Genomic DNA, 16,515 nt, shown 5'->3' with positions numbered 1-16,515 from the left:
CAGCCGGCTGTGGCGGGCGAGATGTCGCGCCGCGAGGGATGGAGCGGCGATTCGCCGCCGAGGGAAACCGCGTCACGGGCGTGCCGCGGGATGCAACCCTCTCCCGCGTGCCGGGAGAGGGTGCAGCGATAAAAGACGATCAGCCGATGCGCATGCCCGGCACCGCGCCGCTGTGCGGCTCCAGGATGTACAGGCCGGGCGCGGCCTTTTCATCCGCGGCCGAGGCCGCCAGTACCATGCCTTCGGAGACACCGAACTTCATCTTGCGCGGCGCCAGGTTCGCCACCACCACGGTCAGCTTGCCGACCAGCTGCTCGGGCGAGTAGGCCGACTGGATGCCGGAGAACACGTTGCGCGTGCGGCCTTCGCCGAGATCCAGCGTCAGCTGCAGCAGCTTGTTCGAGCCCTCCACCTTCTGGCATTCGACGATCCTGGCCACGCGCAGGTCGATCCTGGCGAAGTCGTCGATGGTGATGGTGTCGGCGATCGGCTCGATGGCCGCGGCGCTGGCATTGGCAGCCTGCGCCGCGCTTGCCTGCAGCGATTCGCGGTTGGCGGCCAGCAGCGCGTCGACCTGCTTGGCGTCGACGCGCGTCATCAGGTGCTGGTAGGGCTGCACCGGGCTGGCGGCCGACAACTGCTGGTCGATCGCGCGCCAGTCCAGCGGCGCGACGTTGAGGAAGCGCTCGACGCCGGCGGCCACGTTGGGCACCACCGGCTTCAGGTAGATGGTCAGCAGGCGGAACGCCTCCAGCGAGACCGAGCACGCCGCATGCAGCGCGGCGCGCTTGCTGTCGTCCTTGGCCAGCTCCCACGGCTTCTCGGTGTCGACGAAGGCGTTGACGGCGTCGGTCAGTTCCATCACCAGGCGCAGCGCCTTGCTGTACTCGCGGCTTTCATACAGGTGCGCCACCTGCGGCGCGGCCTGGCGCAGTTGCTCCAGCAGCGGATGCGCCAGCGCGGCCTCATCGACCTTGCCGTCGAAGCGCTTGACCAGGAAGCCCGCGGCGCGGCTGGCGATGTTGACGTACTTGCCGATCAGGTCGCTGTTCACGCGCGCGATGAAGTCGTCGAGGTTCAGGTCGAGGTCTTCCATGCTGGCGTTGAGCTTGGCGGCGAAATAGTAGCGCAGCCACTCCGGGTTCATGCCGGTGTCGATGTAGCTCTGCGCGGTGATGAAGGTGCCGCGCGACTTGCTCATCTTGGCGCCGTCCACGGTCAGGAAGCCATGGGCGAACACATTGGTCGGGGTGCGGTAGCCCGAGAAGCGCAGCATCGCCGGCCAGAACAGCGTGTGGAAATACAGGATGTCCTTGCCGATGAAGTGGTACTGCTCGGCGGTCGAGTGCGGGCCGACCCAGGCATCGAAATCGATGCCGCGCTGCTGCGCCAGGTTCTTGAAGCTGGCGTAGTAGCCGATCGGCGCGTCCAGCCACACGTAGAAGTACTTGCCCGGCGCGCCCGGGATCTCGAAGCCGAAGTAGGGCGCATCGCGCGAGATGTCCCAGTCGGACAGGGTCGAGGCCTCGCCCTCGGCGCCCAGCCATTCCTGCATCTTGTTGGCGGCTTCGGGCTGCGCCAGGTCGGCCACCCACTCGCGCAGGAAGCTCTCGCAGCGCGGATCGGACAGCTTGAAGAAGTAGTGGGCCGACGACTTGCGCACCGGCGTCGCGCCCGACACCACCGAGTAGGGGTTCTTCAGGTCGGTCGGCACGTAGGTGGTGCCGCATACCTCGCAGGAATCGCCGTACTGGTCCTTGGCGCCGCACTTCGGGCACTCGCCCTTGATGAAGCGGTCGGGCAGGAACATGTTCTTGACCGGGTCGTAGAACTGCTCGACCTCGCGCTCGGCGATCAGGTCCTCGGCCTTCAGGGACAGGTAGATCTTTTCGCACAGCTCGCGGTTTTCTTCCGCGTCGGTGCTGTAGTAGTTGTCGAACGACACCAGGAAGCTGTCGAAATCGCGCTTGTGCTCGGTCCAGACGCGGTCGATCAGCTGCTTCGGGGTGATGCCTTCCTTCTCGGCACGCAGCATGACCGGGGTCCCATGGGTGTCGTCGGCGCCGACGTAGTAGACCTCGTTGCCCATCATGCGCTGGAACCGCACCCAGATATCGGTCTGGATGTACTCCACCAGGTGGCCGATATGGATTTGGCCGTTGGCGTAGGGCAGGGCGGATGTGACGAGGATGCGACGTGCGGTCATAAACAGGAGCCGGTCAGGAGCGGGGAAATCGAGGGGGACGGCGCCAGCCAGGACGGGCGGGCGCGTGCCGGGAAGGGGCTATTTTAACAACTGGCCGGCCGCCGCGCGGCGGTTCCGCATCGCGGAATAGACGGGCCGCCGGACCCGTTCGGGCAAAAAAAAGCGCCGGTCAGTGCCGGCGCAGCTTTCCACAACGGAAAAGGAGGAGAAATCAGGTACCGCCCGGGAGGTCAGCCACCCATCGCGAGCCAGCAACGGTGGCAAGCGGCACCTGTTTCTATGACAGGGTCACCCTTGAATTGGTTTCAAAAAAATTTCGACGCGGCGATTTTGTGCCCGTCCGGCCTCGGTCCCGTTGTCCGCGACCGGCTGGCTTTGGCCGCGGCCTTCGGCGCTCAGGCGGTTGCGTGCGACCCCGCGATCACCCAGGTAGCCGGCCACGCTCTGCGCGCGGCGCTGCGACAGCTGCATGTTGTAGTTGGGGTTGCCGGTGCTGTCGGTATGGCCCACCACGTTGGCGCTGACGTCCTGGTGCTGGCCCAAGGTCTGCGCGACCTGGTCGAGCACCGAGCGGAACGACGGCTTGATGGAGGCGCTGTCGGTGTCGAAGGTGACCTGGCTCGGGATGTTGACCTTCAGCGAACCGTCCGGCTGCTCGGTGATCTGGGTGCCCGTGCCCGCGGTGTCCTTGTTCAGCTTGCCACGGATCGCGTTCCAGTTGTAACCGGTCGCGCCGCCGATGGCGCCGCCGACGGCCGCGCCCACCAGCGTGCCGGTGGTGTTGCCGCCGATCAGGTTGCCAAGCCCCGCGCCGACCGCGGCGCCGACGCCGGTACCAACCGCCGTGTGGGTTTGCTGTTCGGTGGCGCAGCCAGCGGCCAGCAGCGTGGCGGCGGCGAGCGAAACGGTAACGAGCTTGATCTTCATGCTTTCTCCTTCTGATGTTCCCGTAAATGTTCTTGGTACCGCGTGGCGATGGTAACGCCAAGGCAAGCGGCAGGTAACCCATTGTGCCCGTCGGCCCGGCCGGGCGCGGCACCGCTTGCGGTGTCGGCATGCCGGGCCGTCCAACCGCACTACAATATGGATATGGCGGCGCGCGCACAAGTGCAAGCTTGTGAGAGTTGTAATTGTCTGTAATCCCCCACCCAACAGAGGGGATTGCGCGCGGATTTCCGGCGTTCATGGCCGGTGCTGCATACTTTGATACATTAGGCGCAGGCCATCATGCGCCCATTCCCCACTACCCAAGCGGAGTTTGTCTTGAGCCTCAGCACTGAGCAGGTTACCGAAGCCCTGCGCACCGTCATCGACCCCAATACGGGCAAGGACCTGGTCTCCACCCGCTCGGCCCGGAACATCCGCGTCGATGGCGGCGAGGTTTCGCTCGAGGTCGAACTCGGCTATCCCGCCAAGAGCCAGTTCGATCCGATCCGCAAGCTGGTGGTGGCCGCGGTGCGGCAGCTGCCGGGCGTGACCAATGTCAGCGTGGCCGTCAGCATGAAGATCGTCGCCCACGCGGTGCAGCGCGGCGTCAAGCTGCTGCCGGGCGTGAAGAACGTGATCGCGGTGGCGTCGGGCAAGGGCGGCGTGGGCAAGTCGACCACGGCCGTGAACCTGGCGCTGGCGCTGGCCGCCGAAGGCGCGCGCGTGGGCATGCTCGACGCCGACATCTACGGCCCCAGCCTGCCGATGATGCTGGGCATCGACGGCCGCCCCGAATCCGCCGACGGCCAGACCATGGAGCCGCTGGAGGGCCACGGCCTGCAGGCCAACTCGATCGGCTTCCTGATCGAGCAGGACAATCCCATGGTGTGGCGCGGCCCGATGGTGACCTCGGCGCTGGAGCAGCTGCTGCGCCAGACCAACTGGCGTGACCTCGATTACTTGATCGTCGACATGCCGCCGGGCACCGGCGACGTGCAGCTGACGCTGTCGCAGAAGGTGCCGGTCACCGGCGCGGTGATCGTGACCACGCCGCAGGACATCGCGCTGCTGGACGCCAAAAAGGGCCTGAAGATGTTCGAGAAGGTGGGCATTCCCATCCTCGGCATCGTCGAGAACATGGCGGTCTATTGCTGCCCGAACTGCGGCCATGTCGAGCATATCTTCGGGCACGGCGGCGGCGAGAAAATGTGCGCCGACTACGGCGTCGACCTGCTGGGCAGCCTGCCGCTGAACCTGAGCATCCGCGAGCAGGCCGATTCCGGCCGCCCGACCGTGGTGGCCGAGCCCGACAGCCCGGTGGCCGAGATGTACCGTGCCATCGCGCGCAAGGTGGCGATCAAGGTCGCCGACAAGGCGCGCGACATGACCAGCAAGTTCCCCAGCATCGTCGTGCAGAACACCTGAGCGCCCGCCTGCCGCCATGGACAGCCAGCCCACCGCCAACCTGCCGCCGCCCGGCGCCCGCCCCGCCGTCACCATGGCCGTGGTGATGCGCAAGGTGGCGCTGGCGAATCGCTGGCAGCCCTGGAAATGGCAGCTTGACGCGGTGCTGCCCGACCTGGGCGAGTTCGGCACACAGCCGGTGTGCCTGGAGCACGATGCCCACGGCGCGCGCTGGCTGTACCCGGGCTACGAGGTCGAGCTGTTCCGTGACCAGGGCGAGGGCTACTACCTGAACCTGACTTCGGCCACGCCGTGCTGGTTCGTGCTGTGGCGCATGCCCGAGGATGAAGGCAAGGGCGACGCAGATGATGCGCATCCGGTGCCGGTCACCGTGGCGCTGTCGTACAACGAGGCCGGCCGCTGGCTCGATGCCGGCGAGACCGTCGAGAACGTGCCGCTGGCGCCCGAGCAGCGCGACTGGCTGCAGGCCTACGTCAACGAACATTACCGGCCCGAGCCCAAGCAGCGGCGCCGGCCCGAATCCTTCAAGGCGCCGGACGAGCGCGCCCGCTACTGATCCGACACCACTGGCAAACGGCCCTGCTCATGAGCGAATCGTCCTTCCTGTCGCGCTGGTCGCGCCGCAAGGCCGCGGTGCGCGAAGGCGTGGCCGTTCCCGCCGAACCGCCGCAGCCGCTACGGACCGAGAGCGAGCCTGTCCCTGCGACCGTCGAAGCCGCTCCCGAGGCGCCGCGGGATCCCCCGCCGACGCTGGCCGATGTCGCGGCGCTGCGGCCCGGTGACGAGATCGCCCGCTTCGTCGCGCGCGGCGTGGACGAATCGGTCAAGCGCGCCGCGCTAAAGACCTTGTTTGCCGATCCGCACTTCAATGTGATGGACGGGCTCGATATCTATATCGACGACTACAGCAAGCCGGACCCGATCCCGCCCGAGACCCTGCGCCAGTTGCGCCAGGCGGAGACCCTGGGCCTGTTCGAGCCGACCGACGAGGAACGCGCCGCGGCCGAAGCCGCGGCCCGGCTGTCGGAGCCGGAACAGGTACCGCCGGCAGCGCAAACGGAAGCGGAGCAGGAACCGCATCAGGCGGGTCCGGCACCAGGCGAAGACGCCGCCGCGCCGCTGGTGCTGGCCGATGCACCGGCAGGCGCCGAAACGCCGCCGCCGGATCCCGGTCAAAGCGAACAACGGGGCCAGCAAGACCCGCGGCAAGATCCGCATAAGTGCGCGTAGCCCCAGGGGGCAGCGCAGCCTACAATAGGCATCCCCACAATCCGCCGGCCCGCAGACCCCCGCCAAGAAGGGACGTCCGGACCGGTCAGCCGCACTCGCCATGCCGACGCTGATCTGCAATTGCAACGACACCATGCCGCTGGACGGGGCGGCATTGTCAGACGCAACCCGCGACGCCAGCCAGGGGCCGCTCAAGGTCCATCGACTGCTGTGCCGGCGTGAAATCGGTGACTTCACCGCCGCGCTGGACGGCACCGAGGACGTGATCGTCGCCTGCACCCAGGAGCGCCAGCTGTTCACCGAGGTGGCCGCACAAGCCGCGCAGGGCCGCGATGGCCAGGCGGTGGTGACCGCGCCGGTGCGCTTCGTCAATATTCGCGAAACCGGCGGCTGGTCGCAGGGTGCCCGGCGCGACCCCAGGACCGCCAATGCCAAGATCGCCGCGCTGCTGGCGGTGGCGGCGCTGCCCGAACCCGAACCGGTGCCGGTGGTGGACTACCGCAGCGACGGCGCGGTGCTGGTGCTGGGGCCGGCTGCGCGCGCGCTGCCCTGGGCCGAGCGGCTGGCCGCGATGCAGCTCGAAGTCACGGTGCTGCTGACCGGCGGCGACCCGCGCGACGGGACCGCCGCGCAGCCCGCGGCGCGCGCCTATCCGGTCCACAGCGGCCGGCTGGCCGCGCTGACGGGCTGGCTCGGCGCCTTCGAGGCCAGCTGGGAGACCGGCGCGGGCCGCAGCAACCCGATCGACCTGGACCTGTGCACGCGCTGCAATGCCTGCATCGATGCCTGTCCCGAAGACGCGATCGACTTCAGCTACCAGATCGACCTGTCTCGCTGCCGCGCGCATCGCGATTGCGTGCGCGCCTGCGGCGCCGCCGCGGCGATCGACTTCGACCGTCCGCAGGGCACCGGCGCGGGCCGCTTCGACCTGGTCTTCGACCTGTGCGACACGCCCGCCTTCACCATGCACCAGCCGCCGCAAGGCTACCTGCATGCCGGCGCCGATCCGGCCCGCCAGCAGGCCCAGGCGCTGGCGCTGGCCGGTCTGGTGGGCGAGTTCGAGAAGCCCAAATTCTTCCGCTACAAGGACAGCCTGTGCGCGCACGGCCGCAACCAGACCACCGGCTGCACCGCCTGCATCGATATCTGCTCGACCCAGGCCATCTCCTCGCGCTGGCATGATGGCAAGGGCCGCATCGAGGTCACGCCCAACTTGTGCATGGGCTGCGGCGCCTGCACCACGGTCTGTCCCAGCGGTGCCATCAGCTACGGTTACCCCGGCCCCGAGACGACCGGCGCGCGGCTGCGCACGCTGCTGTCCGCGTACCGGCACGCCGGCGCGCGCGATCCGGTGGTGCTGCTGCACGGCGAGGAATCCGGCACGCCCGCGCTGCTGGCGCTGGGCCGCGCCGCCCGCGGTGGCAAGGCGCGCGGCGTGCCCGCGCAGGTCATGCCGCTGTCGCTGTTCCATCCGGCCTCGGTGGGGCTGGAGCTGTGGCTGGCCGCGCTGTGCTGGGGCGCCAGCCGCGTCGCGGTGCTGCTGACCGGCGACGAGGCCCCGCAATACCGCACCGCGCTGCTCGAGCAGATGGCGGTGGGACGCGCGCTGCTGTCGGGCCTGGGTTATGACGACGAGGCGCTGTCGCTGGTCGAGGCCGCAGACACGGAAACACTCGATGCCGGCCTGGCGGCGCTGCGGCCGGCACGCAACGCGCTGCCGCCCGCGCCCTTCGGCCCGGTCGCGGCCAAGCGCGAGCTGCTCGACTTCGCGTTCGACCACCTGGTGCGCCATGCGCCGTCGCCGGCGCAGAGCGTGCCGCTGCCGGCGGGCGCGCCCATCGGCGCCATCGCCGTCGATACCGGCAAGTGCACCTTGTGCCTGGCGTGCGTGGGCGCGTGCCCGTCGCAGGCGCTGCGTGACAACCCCGAGCGCCCGGTGCTCAGCTTTATCGAGCGCAACTGCGTGCAGTGCGGGCTGTGCCAGAAGACCTGCCCGGAAGACGCCGTGACGCTGGTGCCGCGCCTGCTGGCCGGCGACGCGGCCCGGCGCCCGGTCACGCTCAACGAGGCCCAGCCGTTCCATTGCGTGCGCTGCGCCAAGCCGTTCGGCACGGCGCAGATGGTCGAGTCGATGCTGGTGCGCCTGGCCGGCCATCCCGCCTTTGCCGGCGCCGCCGCGGAGCGCCTCAAGATGTGCCCGGACTGCCGCGTGGTTGACATGATGGAACGCGACCCAGGCGCCGTCACCGGCGCCACCCTGCGCTGAGACCCGCCCGGCCCGCCGGGCACAATTCATCACGACATGACAGATTTCCAGCCGATCCAGCTCACCGCCGCGCCGCCCGCCGACCCCGCGGACAGCGAAGACACCGCCCGCGCCGACCTGTACGGTCTGCTCGCGACGCTGTTCTACCGCGCCCCGGACGCGGCCTTGCTGCATCACATCGCGGCCAACCGCGCCGTGGGCGAAGACGCGCAGACCGTGCTGGGCAAGGCGTGGAATGTGTTGTGCGACGCAGCATCCGAGACTACCGCGGCCGAGGCAGAGGAGGAGTACCGGCAACTGTTCGTCGGCGTGGGACGCCAGGACGTGTTCCTCTACGGCTCTTTCTATATGACAGGCTTCCTCAACGAGCGCCCGCTGGTGGCGCTGCGCGAAGACCTGGCCCGCTACGGGCTGGAGCGCCACGAAGGCGTCAGCGAGACCGAGGACCACATCGCCACGCTGTGCGAGGTGATGCGCTTCCTGGTGGCGGGCGACGACCTGTCGGTGTCCAACCTGGGCGAGCAGCAGCGCTTCTATGCGAAGCATATGCAGCCCTGGATCGAGCCCTTGTGCGAGGCGGTGGCGGCGCACCCGCAGGCGCGCTTCTATCGCAGCGTGGCCGGACTGCTGGGCGCCTTCGCCGGGATCGAGGCGGTGGCGCTCGAGATGGCCTGAGCGCGGGACCGATGCGGCGCAAGGCGCAGGTTTCTTAGCTCAAGTTGAAGCAGAAGGTAAGGAAAAACCCGTGCTTGTCATGGTCTTTCCTTCCAGTTGATTCTAGAATATGCATAACAACGCATAACGGCACAACCATCGGGCTTTGACAACCGAGGAGCCCCCCCATGAGAGAGAAGCCAACCAGGGTCGCGCGCCGCACGTTTCTCGCGGGCGCCGGAGTTGTAGCCGCCGCCACCGGTGCGGCAGCGCTGAGCGCGCGCACACCCGCCATGCCGGGCCAGGCTGCAGCACTGCCGGAACCCACCGATCCTCCGTCGGACAGCAAGGGTTACCGGGTCTCCGACCACATCCGCAAGTATTACCGGACCACGCTGGTGTAACTGCCAAGGCGGCGTGGTCTGGCGCGCCGCCTGCAACCGGACGCAATCCAGTCGTCCGTTTCTGAGGTGAGACATGATCTTGACCCGCAAACGCGCGGCGCAGGGCGCATCCGCCCGCCTCGCTGACGGCCACGCCAACCGGCCCGACTCCGCCGACGCAAGCTCCGGCCGGCTCTCCCAACGACTCGCGGCCAGCCTGGCCGGCGCCATGCCGACCATGGACCGCCGCGGTTTCCTCAAGCGCTCCGGCATCGGCGTCGGCGCCGGCCTCGCGGCCGGGCAGCTGACGCTGCTGCGCAAGGCCGACGCCGCCGACGACAAGAAGGCCGCCGGCGATGGCAAGACCGGCATCGTGGTCAGGCGCACCGTGTGCGGCCACTGCTCGGTCGGTTGCGCGGTCGACGCGGTGGTGCAGAACGGCGTGTGGATCCGCCAGGAGCCGGTGTTCGATTCGCCCCTGAACATGGGTGCGCACTGTGCCAAGGGCGCGGCGCTGCGCGAGCACGGCCACGGCGAATACCGGCTCAAGTACCCGATGAAGCTGGTCAACGGCAAGTACCAGCGCATCGGCTGGGACCAGGCGCTCGACGAGATCACCGCGAAGATGAAGGAGATCCGCCAGCAGAGCGGCCCGGACTCGATGTTCTTCGTCGGGTCTTCCAAGCACAGCAACGAGCAGGCCTACCTGATGCGCAAGTGGGTGTCGTTCTTCGGCACCAACAACACCGATCACCAGGCGCGCATCTGCCACTCCACCACGGTGGCGGGCGTGGCCAACACCTGGGGCTACGGTGCGATGACGAACTCGTACAACGACATGCAGAACTCGAAGGCTGCGTTGTATATCGGTTCGAACGCTGCCGAGGCGCACCCGGTGTCGATGCTGCACCTGCTGCATGCCAAGGAGAACGGCTGCAAGGTGATCGTGGTCGATCCGCGCTTCACGCGCACCGCGGCCAAGGCGCATCACTATGTGCGGATCCGCTCGGGCACCGATATCGCATTCCTGTTCGGGGTGCTGTACCACATCTTCAAGAACGGCTGGGAAGACCAGAAGTACCTGAACGACCGTGTCTACGGCATGGACAAGATCAAGGAAGAGGTGCTGGCCAAGTGGACCCCCGACAAGGTCGAGGAGGTCACCGGCGTGCCCGAGGCGCAGGTCTACCTGGTGGCCGAGACCATGGCCAAGAACCGGCCCAGCACGCTGGTGTGGTGCATGGGCCAGACCCAGCACACCATCGGCAACGCAATGGTGCGCGCCTCGTGCATCGTGCAGCTGGCGCTGGGCAATATCGGCGTGGCGGGCGGCGGCGCCAACATCTTCCGCGGCCACGACAACGTGCAGGGTGCCACCGACGTGGGCCCCAACCCCGATTCGCTGCCGGGCTACTACGGCCTGGCCACCGGCGCGTGGAAGCACTATGCGGCGGTCTGGGGCGTGGACTACGAATGGATCAAGAAACAGTTCGCCTCGCAGGTGATGATGGAGAAGTCCGGCACCACGGTGTCGCGCTGGATCGATATCGTCACCGAGAAGAACGAGCTGATCGACCAGGACAACAACGTGCGCGGCGTGTTCTTCTGGGGCCATGCCCCGAACTCGCAGACGCGCGGCCTGGAAATGAAGAAGGCGCTCGACAAGCTCGACCTGCTGGTGGTGGTGGACCCGTACCCGTCGGCGACCGCGGCCATGGCCAACATGCCGCCGGCCGAGGGCGACAAGGTCAACCCCAACCGCGCGGTGTACCTGCTGCCCGCGGCGACGCAGTTCGAGACCTCGGGCTCGTGCACGGCCTCGAACCGCTCGCTGCAATGGCGGGAGAAGGTGATCGAGCCCCTGTTCGAGTCGATGCCCGACCAGACCATCATGCAGGCGTTCGCCGACAAGCTCGGCTTCGGCAAGGAGCTGTCGAAGAACTACAAGATGATCGAGGTCAAGCGGGCCGGCCGGACCTGGATGGAACCCGAGCCCGAGTCGATCCTGCGCGAGATCAACGCCAGCAACTGGACTATCGGCTACACCGGCCAGTCGCCCGAACGCCTGAAGTCGCACATGCGCAATATGCAGATGTTCGACGTCAAGACGCTGCGCTGCAAGTCGGGCAAGGATCCGGTGACCGGCTATGACCTGACCGGCGACTACTTCGGTCTGCCGTGGCCATGCTATGGCACGCCGGAACTGAAGCATCCGGGCTCGCCCAACCTGTACGACACCACCAAGCACGTGATGGACGGCGGCGGCAACTTCCGCGCCAACTTCGGCGTGGAGCGCGATGGCGTCAACCTGCTGGCCGAGGACGGTTCGCACTCGCTGGGCGCGGAGATCACCACCGGCTATCCCGAGTTCGACCACGTGCTGCTGAAGAAGCTGGGCTGGTGGGACGACCTGACCGATGCCGAGAAGGCCAAGGCCGAGGGCAAGAACTGGAAGACCGACCTGTCCGGCGGCATCCAGCGCGTGGTGCTGAAGAACCATGGCTGCCATCCGTTCGGCAATGCCAAGGCGCGCGCGGTGGTATGGAACTTCCCGGACCCGATCCCGCAGCACCGCGAGCCGCTGTACTCCACGCGTCCCGACATGGTCGCGAAGTACCCGACCCACGACGACAAGATGGCGTTCTGGCGGCTGCCGACGCTGTACAAATCGGTGCAGCAGCGCAACCTCGAGAACAAGGTGGCCGAGAAATTCCCGATCATCCTGACGTCGGGGCGCCTGGTCGAGTACGAGGGCGGGGGCGAGGAAACCCGTTCCAACCCGTGGCTGGCGGAACTGCAGCAGGAGAACTTCGTCGAGATCAACCCGCGCGCCGCATCCGACCGGGGCATCCGCAACGGGGACTACTGCTGGGTCAAGACCCCGACCGGCGCCAGGCTGAAGGTGCGCGCGCTGGTAACCGAGCGGGTCGGGCCCGATACCGCCTTTGTCCCGTTCCACTTCTCGGGCTGGTGGCAGGGCAAGGACCTGAAGGACTACTACCCCGAGGGCGCGATGCCGGTGGTGCGTGGCGAAGCGGTCAACACCGCCACCACGTATGGTTATGACGCGGTGACGATGATGCAGGAAACCAAGACCACCATTTGCCAGATCGAGCGGTTTGCCTAAGCGCAGAGGAACACCATGGCACGCATGAAATTTATCTGTGACGCCGAGCGCTGCATCGAGTGCAACAGCTGCGTCACTGCCTGCAAGAACGAGCACGAGGTGCCCTGGGGGGTGAACCGGCGCCGCGTGGTCACGGTCAACGATGGCATGGTCGGCGCCGAGAAATCGATCTCGGTGGCCTGCATGCACTGCTCGGACGCGCCCTGCATGGCGGTCTGCCCGGTCGACTGCTTCTACCGCACCGAGGACGGCGTGGTGCTGCACGACAAGGACGTCTGCATCGGCTGCGGCTACTGCTCGTACGCCTGCCCGTTCGGCGCGCCGCAGTTTCCGTCGACCGGCACCTTCGGCGTGCGCGGCAAGATGGACAAGTGCACGTTCTGCGCGGGCGGCCCGGAGAAGAACGGCTCGGAAGCCGAGTTCGAGAAGTACGGCCGCAACCGGCTCGCCGAAGGCAAGCTGCCGCTGTGCGCCGAGATGTGCTCGACCAAGGCGCTGCTGGGCGGCGACGGCGACGTGATCGCCGACATCCTGCGCAACCGCGTGATCAAGCGCGGCACCGGCGGCGACGTATTCGGCTGGGGCACGGCCTATGGCAATGCCCAGGCCGGCGCGAAGCCCGCGGCCCCGGCGCAGCAGCCCGCGCCCGCACCGGCCGCGCCCGCCGCGCCGACCGCGCCGGCCGCCACGGCACCTGCAGGAGGGAAAGCGTCATGAACCGCATCCGCGTCGTTGCACTGGTGTCGCTGTGCGGCGTGCTGCTGGCCGCGTGCGGCGAGAAGCCGCAGACCATCGGCCCGTCGCACCGCAAGGCCGACGCCCAGGCGTTCCAGGGCGCCCCGGACGATCCGTTCGTGGCCAAGGGCTGGACCGCGGGCGACCGCAACAGCTGGAACAACCAGATCCGCCAGCGCAACCAGTTGCAGAACGAGTACAACCGGGTGCAATGACCGCGCCGCCGTGTGGACTTCCCGCCAGCCGGGAACTGAAGGAGGGGCTATGACGCCGTCGCACAATCGATGCCGCGCCGGAGGCTGGCGTGGCTGGCGGGGTTGGCTGACCGCCGGCGCGCTGGCGCTGGCCGCGGCCGGCAATGCCGTGGCACAGGCCCCGGCACCCGCGCCCGGGCCGTCGACCGGACCGGCGACCGCATCGGCCAGCGCCGACGCCAACAACCCGGCCACGCATCCGGCCCAGCCGCTGGCCGGCATTGCGTCCGAGAACATTTTCGACATCCCGCCGCGCGACATCGCCGCCGAGGCCAGGTCGCAGCAGCAGCGCAGCGTCACGCAGCCCGGCAACAACGCGCCGATGTGGCGCGAGGTCAATTCCGACCAGCGCCACTACAGCAGCCTGCCCGACAAGGAAGCCGGGGTGCTGATCCAGCGCACCGGCCAGTCGTGGCGGCTGTTCCGCAACGGCGTCATCACGGTCTGGGGCGGCTGGCTGCTGCTGATCGTGCCGGTGGCGATCCTTGGGTTCTTCCTGTGGCGCGGCACCATCCCGCTGCGCACGCCCAAGACCGGTCGCATGATCGAGCGCTTTACCCCGCTCGAGCGCATCGTCCACTGGACCATGGCGATTTCCTTCGTGGTGCTGGCGGTGTCGGGCATCGTGATGCTGCTGGGCAAGCATTTCCTGCTGCCGCTGATGGGCCATATGCTGTTCGGCTGGCTCAGCTACATCCTGAAGAACCTGCACAACGTGGTGGGGCCGATCTTCACGCTGTCAGTGATCGTCGCCTTCGTGGTGTTCCTGCGCGACAACCTGCCCAGCCGCGACGACGTCCGCTGGGTCACCAGCCTCGGCGGGCTGGCCTCGGGCAAGCACGTGCCGAGCGGGCGCTTCAACGCCGGCGAGAAGATGTGGTTCTGGGTGGGCGTGTTCGTGTTCGGCCTGGTGCTGTCGGCCTCGGGCTGGGTGCTCGACATGATCGTGCCCGGCATGGATTACTACCGCGCCACCATGCAGATCGCCAACGTGATCCACGGCATCTCGGCGGTGCTGATGACTGCCATGGCGTGCGGCCATATCTATATGGGCACCATCGGCATGGAAGGCGCGTACCGTGCCATGCGCGATGGCTGGGTCGATGAGGCCTGGGCCAAGGAGCACCACGAGCTCTGGTACGACGACATCAAGTCCGGCAAGATCCCGGCCCAGCGTTCGGCCAGCCCGGACGCCGCCGCGGCCCGGCCGGCCCGGCAGAGTCCCGGCGAAGCCTGACGCAGGCCTGGCGAGCGGGTCCCCACGACACAGCAGGAATCCAGAACCATGACACGCATCCTGACGCTGATTGCCGTTGCCGGTGCCGCATGCACGGCCTTCGCCCCGGGCGCGCTGGCCAAGCTGCCCGCGCCGACCGAAGCCCAGCAGGCCAAGACCGCCGAGACCCGGGCGCGCGCCGCCTGGTCCGACAAGGTCGCGGCGTACCAGCTGTGCCGTGCCCAGGACAAGATCGCCGCGCATTACCTGGCCGACCGCAAGGCGCACGGGCAGCAGGCGCGCGAGCCGGTGCAGACCACCGCCTGCGCCGATCCGGGACCGTTCGTGGCGCCGGCCCCGGCCATCGCCAGCACCGCCGGTGCCCCCGCGGCAGGCGCGGTACAATCGTCCGCAAAGGCGCCATAACTTCTGCCCCCTGCATGCCGCTCGGGGCTTCACCCGCAGCCCCGAGTCCCTCGTCATGACCTTGCGTCCCGAGCTTACCCAGGCAGCCGTTCCCCTGATCGAAGAGGTTGAAGTCGTCGACGAGCAAGGGCGCGTGCGCGCGGCCTACCTGCCGGGCGAGCGGCCGCTGACGGTCTATCTCGACAAGCGCGAGCTGGTCACGCTGATGACGCTGGGCGGCGCGCCCGAGCACCTGGTGCTGGGCTACCTGCGCAACCAGCGCCTGGTGGAATCGATCGAGGATATTGCCGCGGTGCAGGTCGACTGGGAAACCGAATCCGCCGCGGTGACCACCCGCACCGGCGTCGACCGCATCGAGGAGCGCACCGCGCGCCGCGTGGTGACCACGGGCTGCGGCCAGGGCACCGTGTTCGGCTCGCTGCTGGACGAGGTCGACAGCATCCGCCTGCCGCTGGGCCCGACGCTCGACCAGGACACTCTGTACGGCATCATCGACACCATCCGGCTGCAGCAGTCGGTGTACAAGCAGGCCGGCTCGGTGCATGGCTGCGCGCTGTTCCAGGGCACCGAGCTGCTGATGTTCGTCGAGGACGTCGGCCGCCACAATGCCGTCGACGCGATTGCCGGGCGCATGTGGCTCGAAGGCATGACTGGCGGCGACAAGATCTTCTACACCACCGGGCGCCTCACTTCCGAAATGGTGATCAAGGGCGCGCAGATGGGCATCCCGTTCCTGCTGTCGCGCTCGGGCGTGACGCAGATGGGCTACCAGATGGCCCGGCGCGTCAACCTGACGCTGTTCGCGCGCTGCACCGGCAAGCACTTCCTGCTCTATACCGGGCGCGAGCGCTTCCGCCACCGCCAACCCGAGGATGTAGTGGCGTAGCGGCCACTTGCATGGCCGCTTCGAGGCTTTGGGGGGCGCGCGCCGAATGGTTGTACAATGCGGCGCACTCCGAGCCGTCTATCCTCCCAACCCTATGAGCATCAAATCCGACAAATGGATCCGCCGCATGGCGGAGCAGCACGGCATGATCGAGCCGTTCGAGCCAGGCCAGGTCCGGGAGGCCGACGGCCGCAAGATCGTGTCGTACGGCACCTCGAGCTACGGCTACGACATCCGCTGCGCCGACGAATTCAAGATCTTCACCAATATCAACAGCACCATCGTCGACCCGAAGAACTTCGACGAGAAGTCGTTCGTGGACTTCAAGGGCGAGGTCTGCATCATCCCGCCCAATTCGTTCGCGCTGGCGCGCACGATGGAATATTTCCGCATCCCGCGCAGCGTGCTGACCATCTGCCTGGGCAAGAGCACCTACGCCCGCTGCGGCATCATCGTCAACGTGACGCCGTTCGAGCCGGAATGGGAAGGCTATGTGACGCTGGAGTTTTCGAACACCACGCCGCTGCCGGCCAAGATCTACGCCGGCGAGGGCTGCGCCCAGGTACTGTTCTTCGAGAGCGACGAGATCTGCGAGACCTCGTACGCCGACCGGGGCGGCAAGTACCAGGGCCAGCACGGTGTCACACTGCCGAAGACCTGAGCGCATTACAATCCGGCGTCTGCCGGCACGGCGGGCCCGCCAGGGCCGCCAAATCTGACGTGAGAGCCACATGTCGCCGTCGCGGGGAACCCCTGCCGGCCATGTGGCTCAAGTCCTTT

At 67.8% G+C, this 16,515-nt stretch carries 15 protein-coding genes; 13 read left to right on the top strand and 2 right to left on the bottom strand.

Annotated elements, in window-relative coordinates:
• Positions 1–139: 139 nt before the first annotated feature.
• Both metG and AC3FMM_RS13155 read right to left on the bottom strand, forming a co-directional pair.
• Positions 140–2,206: a methionine--tRNA ligase gene (metG, locus tag AC3FMM_RS13160; RefSeq protein ID WP_488686798.1), complete on the bottom strand. Its 2,067-nt coding sequence runs from the start codon at positions 2,204–2,206 to the stop codon at positions 140–142.
• 288 nt (positions 2,207–2,494) lie between these two features.
• Positions 2,495–3,133 (bottom strand): YiaD family glycine zipper/OmpA-like lipoprotein, encoded by a 639-nt coding sequence (locus AC3FMM_RS13155; protein ID WP_115704410.1) that lies wholly within the window; start codon positions 3,131–3,133, stop codon positions 2,495–2,497.
• A 336-nt stretch (positions 3,134–3,469) separates the two neighbouring features.
• Here AC3FMM_RS13155 and apbC point away from each other — a divergent pair, with 336 nt between their 5' ends.
• The 13 genes from apbC (at position 3,470) to dcd (ending at position 16,396) form a co-directional block, all read left to right on the top strand.
• Complete coding sequence (gene apbC, locus AC3FMM_RS13150; RefSeq protein ID WP_111519324.1) at positions 3,470–4,558, top strand: iron-sulfur cluster carrier protein ApbC; 1,089 nt, start codon at positions 3,470–3,472, stop codon at positions 4,556–4,558.
• Between the two features lie 16 nt (positions 4,559–4,574).
• Positions 4,575–5,114, top strand: a complete 540-nt coding sequence (locus AC3FMM_RS13145) for a DUF3305 domain-containing protein (RefSeq protein WP_115710552.1) — start codon at positions 4,575–4,577, stop codon at positions 5,112–5,114.
• 29 nt (positions 5,115–5,143) lie between these two features.
• Positions 5,144–5,788 carry a DUF3306 domain-containing protein gene (locus AC3FMM_RS13140; protein WP_488686797.1) on the top strand — a complete coding sequence of 215 codons (645 nt, stop codon included), beginning with the start codon at positions 5,144–5,146 and terminating at the stop codon, positions 5,786–5,788.
• A gap of 100 nt (positions 5,789–5,888) precedes the next feature.
• On the top strand, positions 5,889–8,054 hold the full coding sequence (locus tag AC3FMM_RS13135) for a 4Fe-4S binding protein (protein ID WP_414247617.1): 2,166 nt from the start codon (positions 5,889–5,891) through the stop codon (positions 8,052–8,054).
• A 36-nt stretch (positions 8,055–8,090) separates the two neighbouring features.
• On the top strand, positions 8,091–8,729 hold the full coding sequence (locus AC3FMM_RS13130) for a TorD/DmsD family molecular chaperone (RefSeq protein WP_115710547.1): 639 nt from the start codon (positions 8,091–8,093) through the stop codon (positions 8,727–8,729).
• A gap of 167 nt (positions 8,730–8,896) precedes the next feature.
• Entirely contained in the window at positions 8,897–9,112 is a 216-nt protein-coding gene (locus AC3FMM_RS13125) for a formate dehydrogenase (protein WP_252675484.1), read from the top strand.
• Between the two features lie 73 nt (positions 9,113–9,185).
• Positions 9,186–12,218, top strand: a complete 3,033-nt coding sequence (locus AC3FMM_RS13120; RefSeq protein WP_116312972.1) for a molybdopterin-dependent oxidoreductase — start codon at positions 9,186–9,188, stop codon at positions 12,216–12,218.
• Between the two features lie 15 nt (positions 12,219–12,233).
• Positions 12,234–12,935, top strand: a complete 702-nt coding sequence (gene fdh3B / locus AC3FMM_RS13115; RefSeq protein ID WP_092306741.1) for a formate dehydrogenase FDH3 subunit beta — start codon at positions 12,234–12,236, stop codon at positions 12,933–12,935.
• Positions 12,932–13,168 (top strand): hypothetical protein, encoded by a 237-nt coding sequence (locus AC3FMM_RS13110; protein WP_018008073.1) that lies wholly within the window; start codon positions 12,932–12,934, stop codon positions 13,166–13,168. The genes fdh3B and AC3FMM_RS13110 overlap by 4 nt, the downstream gene beginning before the upstream one ends.
• Positions 13,169–13,217: 49 nt before the next feature.
• Complete coding sequence (locus tag AC3FMM_RS13105) at positions 13,218–14,444, top strand: formate dehydrogenase subunit gamma (protein WP_115710543.1); 1,227 nt, start codon at positions 13,218–13,220, stop codon at positions 14,442–14,444.
• Positions 14,445–14,492: 48 nt separating this feature from the next.
• Entirely contained in the window at positions 14,493–14,849 is a 357-nt protein-coding gene (locus AC3FMM_RS13100) for a hypothetical protein (RefSeq protein ID WP_488686796.1), read from the top strand.
• 55 nt (positions 14,850–14,904) lie between these two features.
• Positions 14,905–15,735, top strand: a complete 831-nt coding sequence (locus AC3FMM_RS13095; protein WP_488686794.1) for a formate dehydrogenase accessory sulfurtransferase FdhD — start codon at positions 14,905–14,907, stop codon at positions 15,733–15,735.
• Between the two features lie 94 nt (positions 15,736–15,829).
• The gene (gene dcd, locus AC3FMM_RS13090) at positions 15,830–16,396 is read left to right on the top strand and encodes a dCTP deaminase (RefSeq protein ID WP_018008077.1); all 567 of its coding nucleotides are present in this window, start codon (positions 15,830–15,832) and stop codon (positions 16,394–16,396) included.
• The last annotated feature ends 119 nt before the right edge of the window (positions 16,397–16,515 follow it).

Source organism: Cupriavidus sp. 207A1 (assembly GCF_057798955.1).
Note: the sequence above shows the minus strand (reverse complement) of the source record. Positions and strands in the feature narration are given on the sequence as shown.

Excerpts from the sequence above, each read along its gene's own strand:
- AC3FMM_RS13155 (WP_115704410.1), bottom strand. The coding sequence starts at position 3,133 with ATGAAGATCAAGCTCGTTACCGTTTCGCTCGCCGCCGCCACGCTGCTG.
- AC3FMM_RS13100 (WP_488686796.1), top strand. The coding sequence starts at position 14,493 with ATGACACGCATCCTGACGCTGATTGCCGTTGCCGGTGCCGCATGCACG.
- AC3FMM_RS13125 (WP_252675484.1), top strand. The coding sequence starts at position 8,897 with ATGAGAGAGAAGCCAACCAGGGTCGCGCGCCGCACGTTTCTCGCGGGC.
- AC3FMM_RS13095 (WP_488686794.1), top strand. The coding sequence starts at position 14,905 with ATGACCTTGCGTCCCGAGCTTACCCAGGCAGCCGTTCCCCTGATCGAA.
- AC3FMM_RS13105 (WP_115710543.1), top strand. The coding sequence starts at position 13,218 with ATGACGCCGTCGCACAATCGATGCCGCGCCGGAGGCTGGCGTGGCTGG.
- AC3FMM_RS13120 (WP_116312972.1), top strand. The coding sequence starts at position 9,186 with ATGATCTTGACCCGCAAACGCGCGGCGCAGGGCGCATCCGCCCGCCTC.
- AC3FMM_RS13110 (WP_018008073.1), top strand. The coding sequence starts at position 12,932 with ATGAACCGCATCCGCGTCGTTGCACTGGTGTCGCTGTGCGGCGTGCTG.
- AC3FMM_RS13145 (WP_115710552.1), top strand. The coding sequence starts at position 4,575 with ATGGACAGCCAGCCCACCGCCAACCTGCCGCCGCCCGGCGCCCGCCCC.
- AC3FMM_RS13135 (WP_414247617.1), top strand. The coding sequence starts at position 5,889 with ATGCCGACGCTGATCTGCAATTGCAACGACACCATGCCGCTGGACGGG.
- dcd (WP_018008077.1), top strand. The coding sequence starts at position 15,830 with ATGAGCATCAAATCCGACAAATGGATCCGCCGCATGGCGGAGCAGCAC.
- AC3FMM_RS13140 (WP_488686797.1), top strand. The coding sequence starts at position 5,144 with ATGAGCGAATCGTCCTTCCTGTCGCGCTGGTCGCGCCGCAAGGCCGCG.
- AC3FMM_RS13130 (WP_115710547.1), top strand. The coding sequence starts at position 8,091 with ATGACAGATTTCCAGCCGATCCAGCTCACCGCCGCGCCGCCCGCCGAC.
- metG (WP_488686798.1), bottom strand. The coding sequence starts at position 2,206 with ATGACCGCACGTCGCATCCTCGTCACATCCGCCCTGCCCTACGCCAAC.
- fdh3B (WP_092306741.1), top strand. The coding sequence starts at position 12,234 with ATGGCACGCATGAAATTTATCTGTGACGCCGAGCGCTGCATCGAGTGC.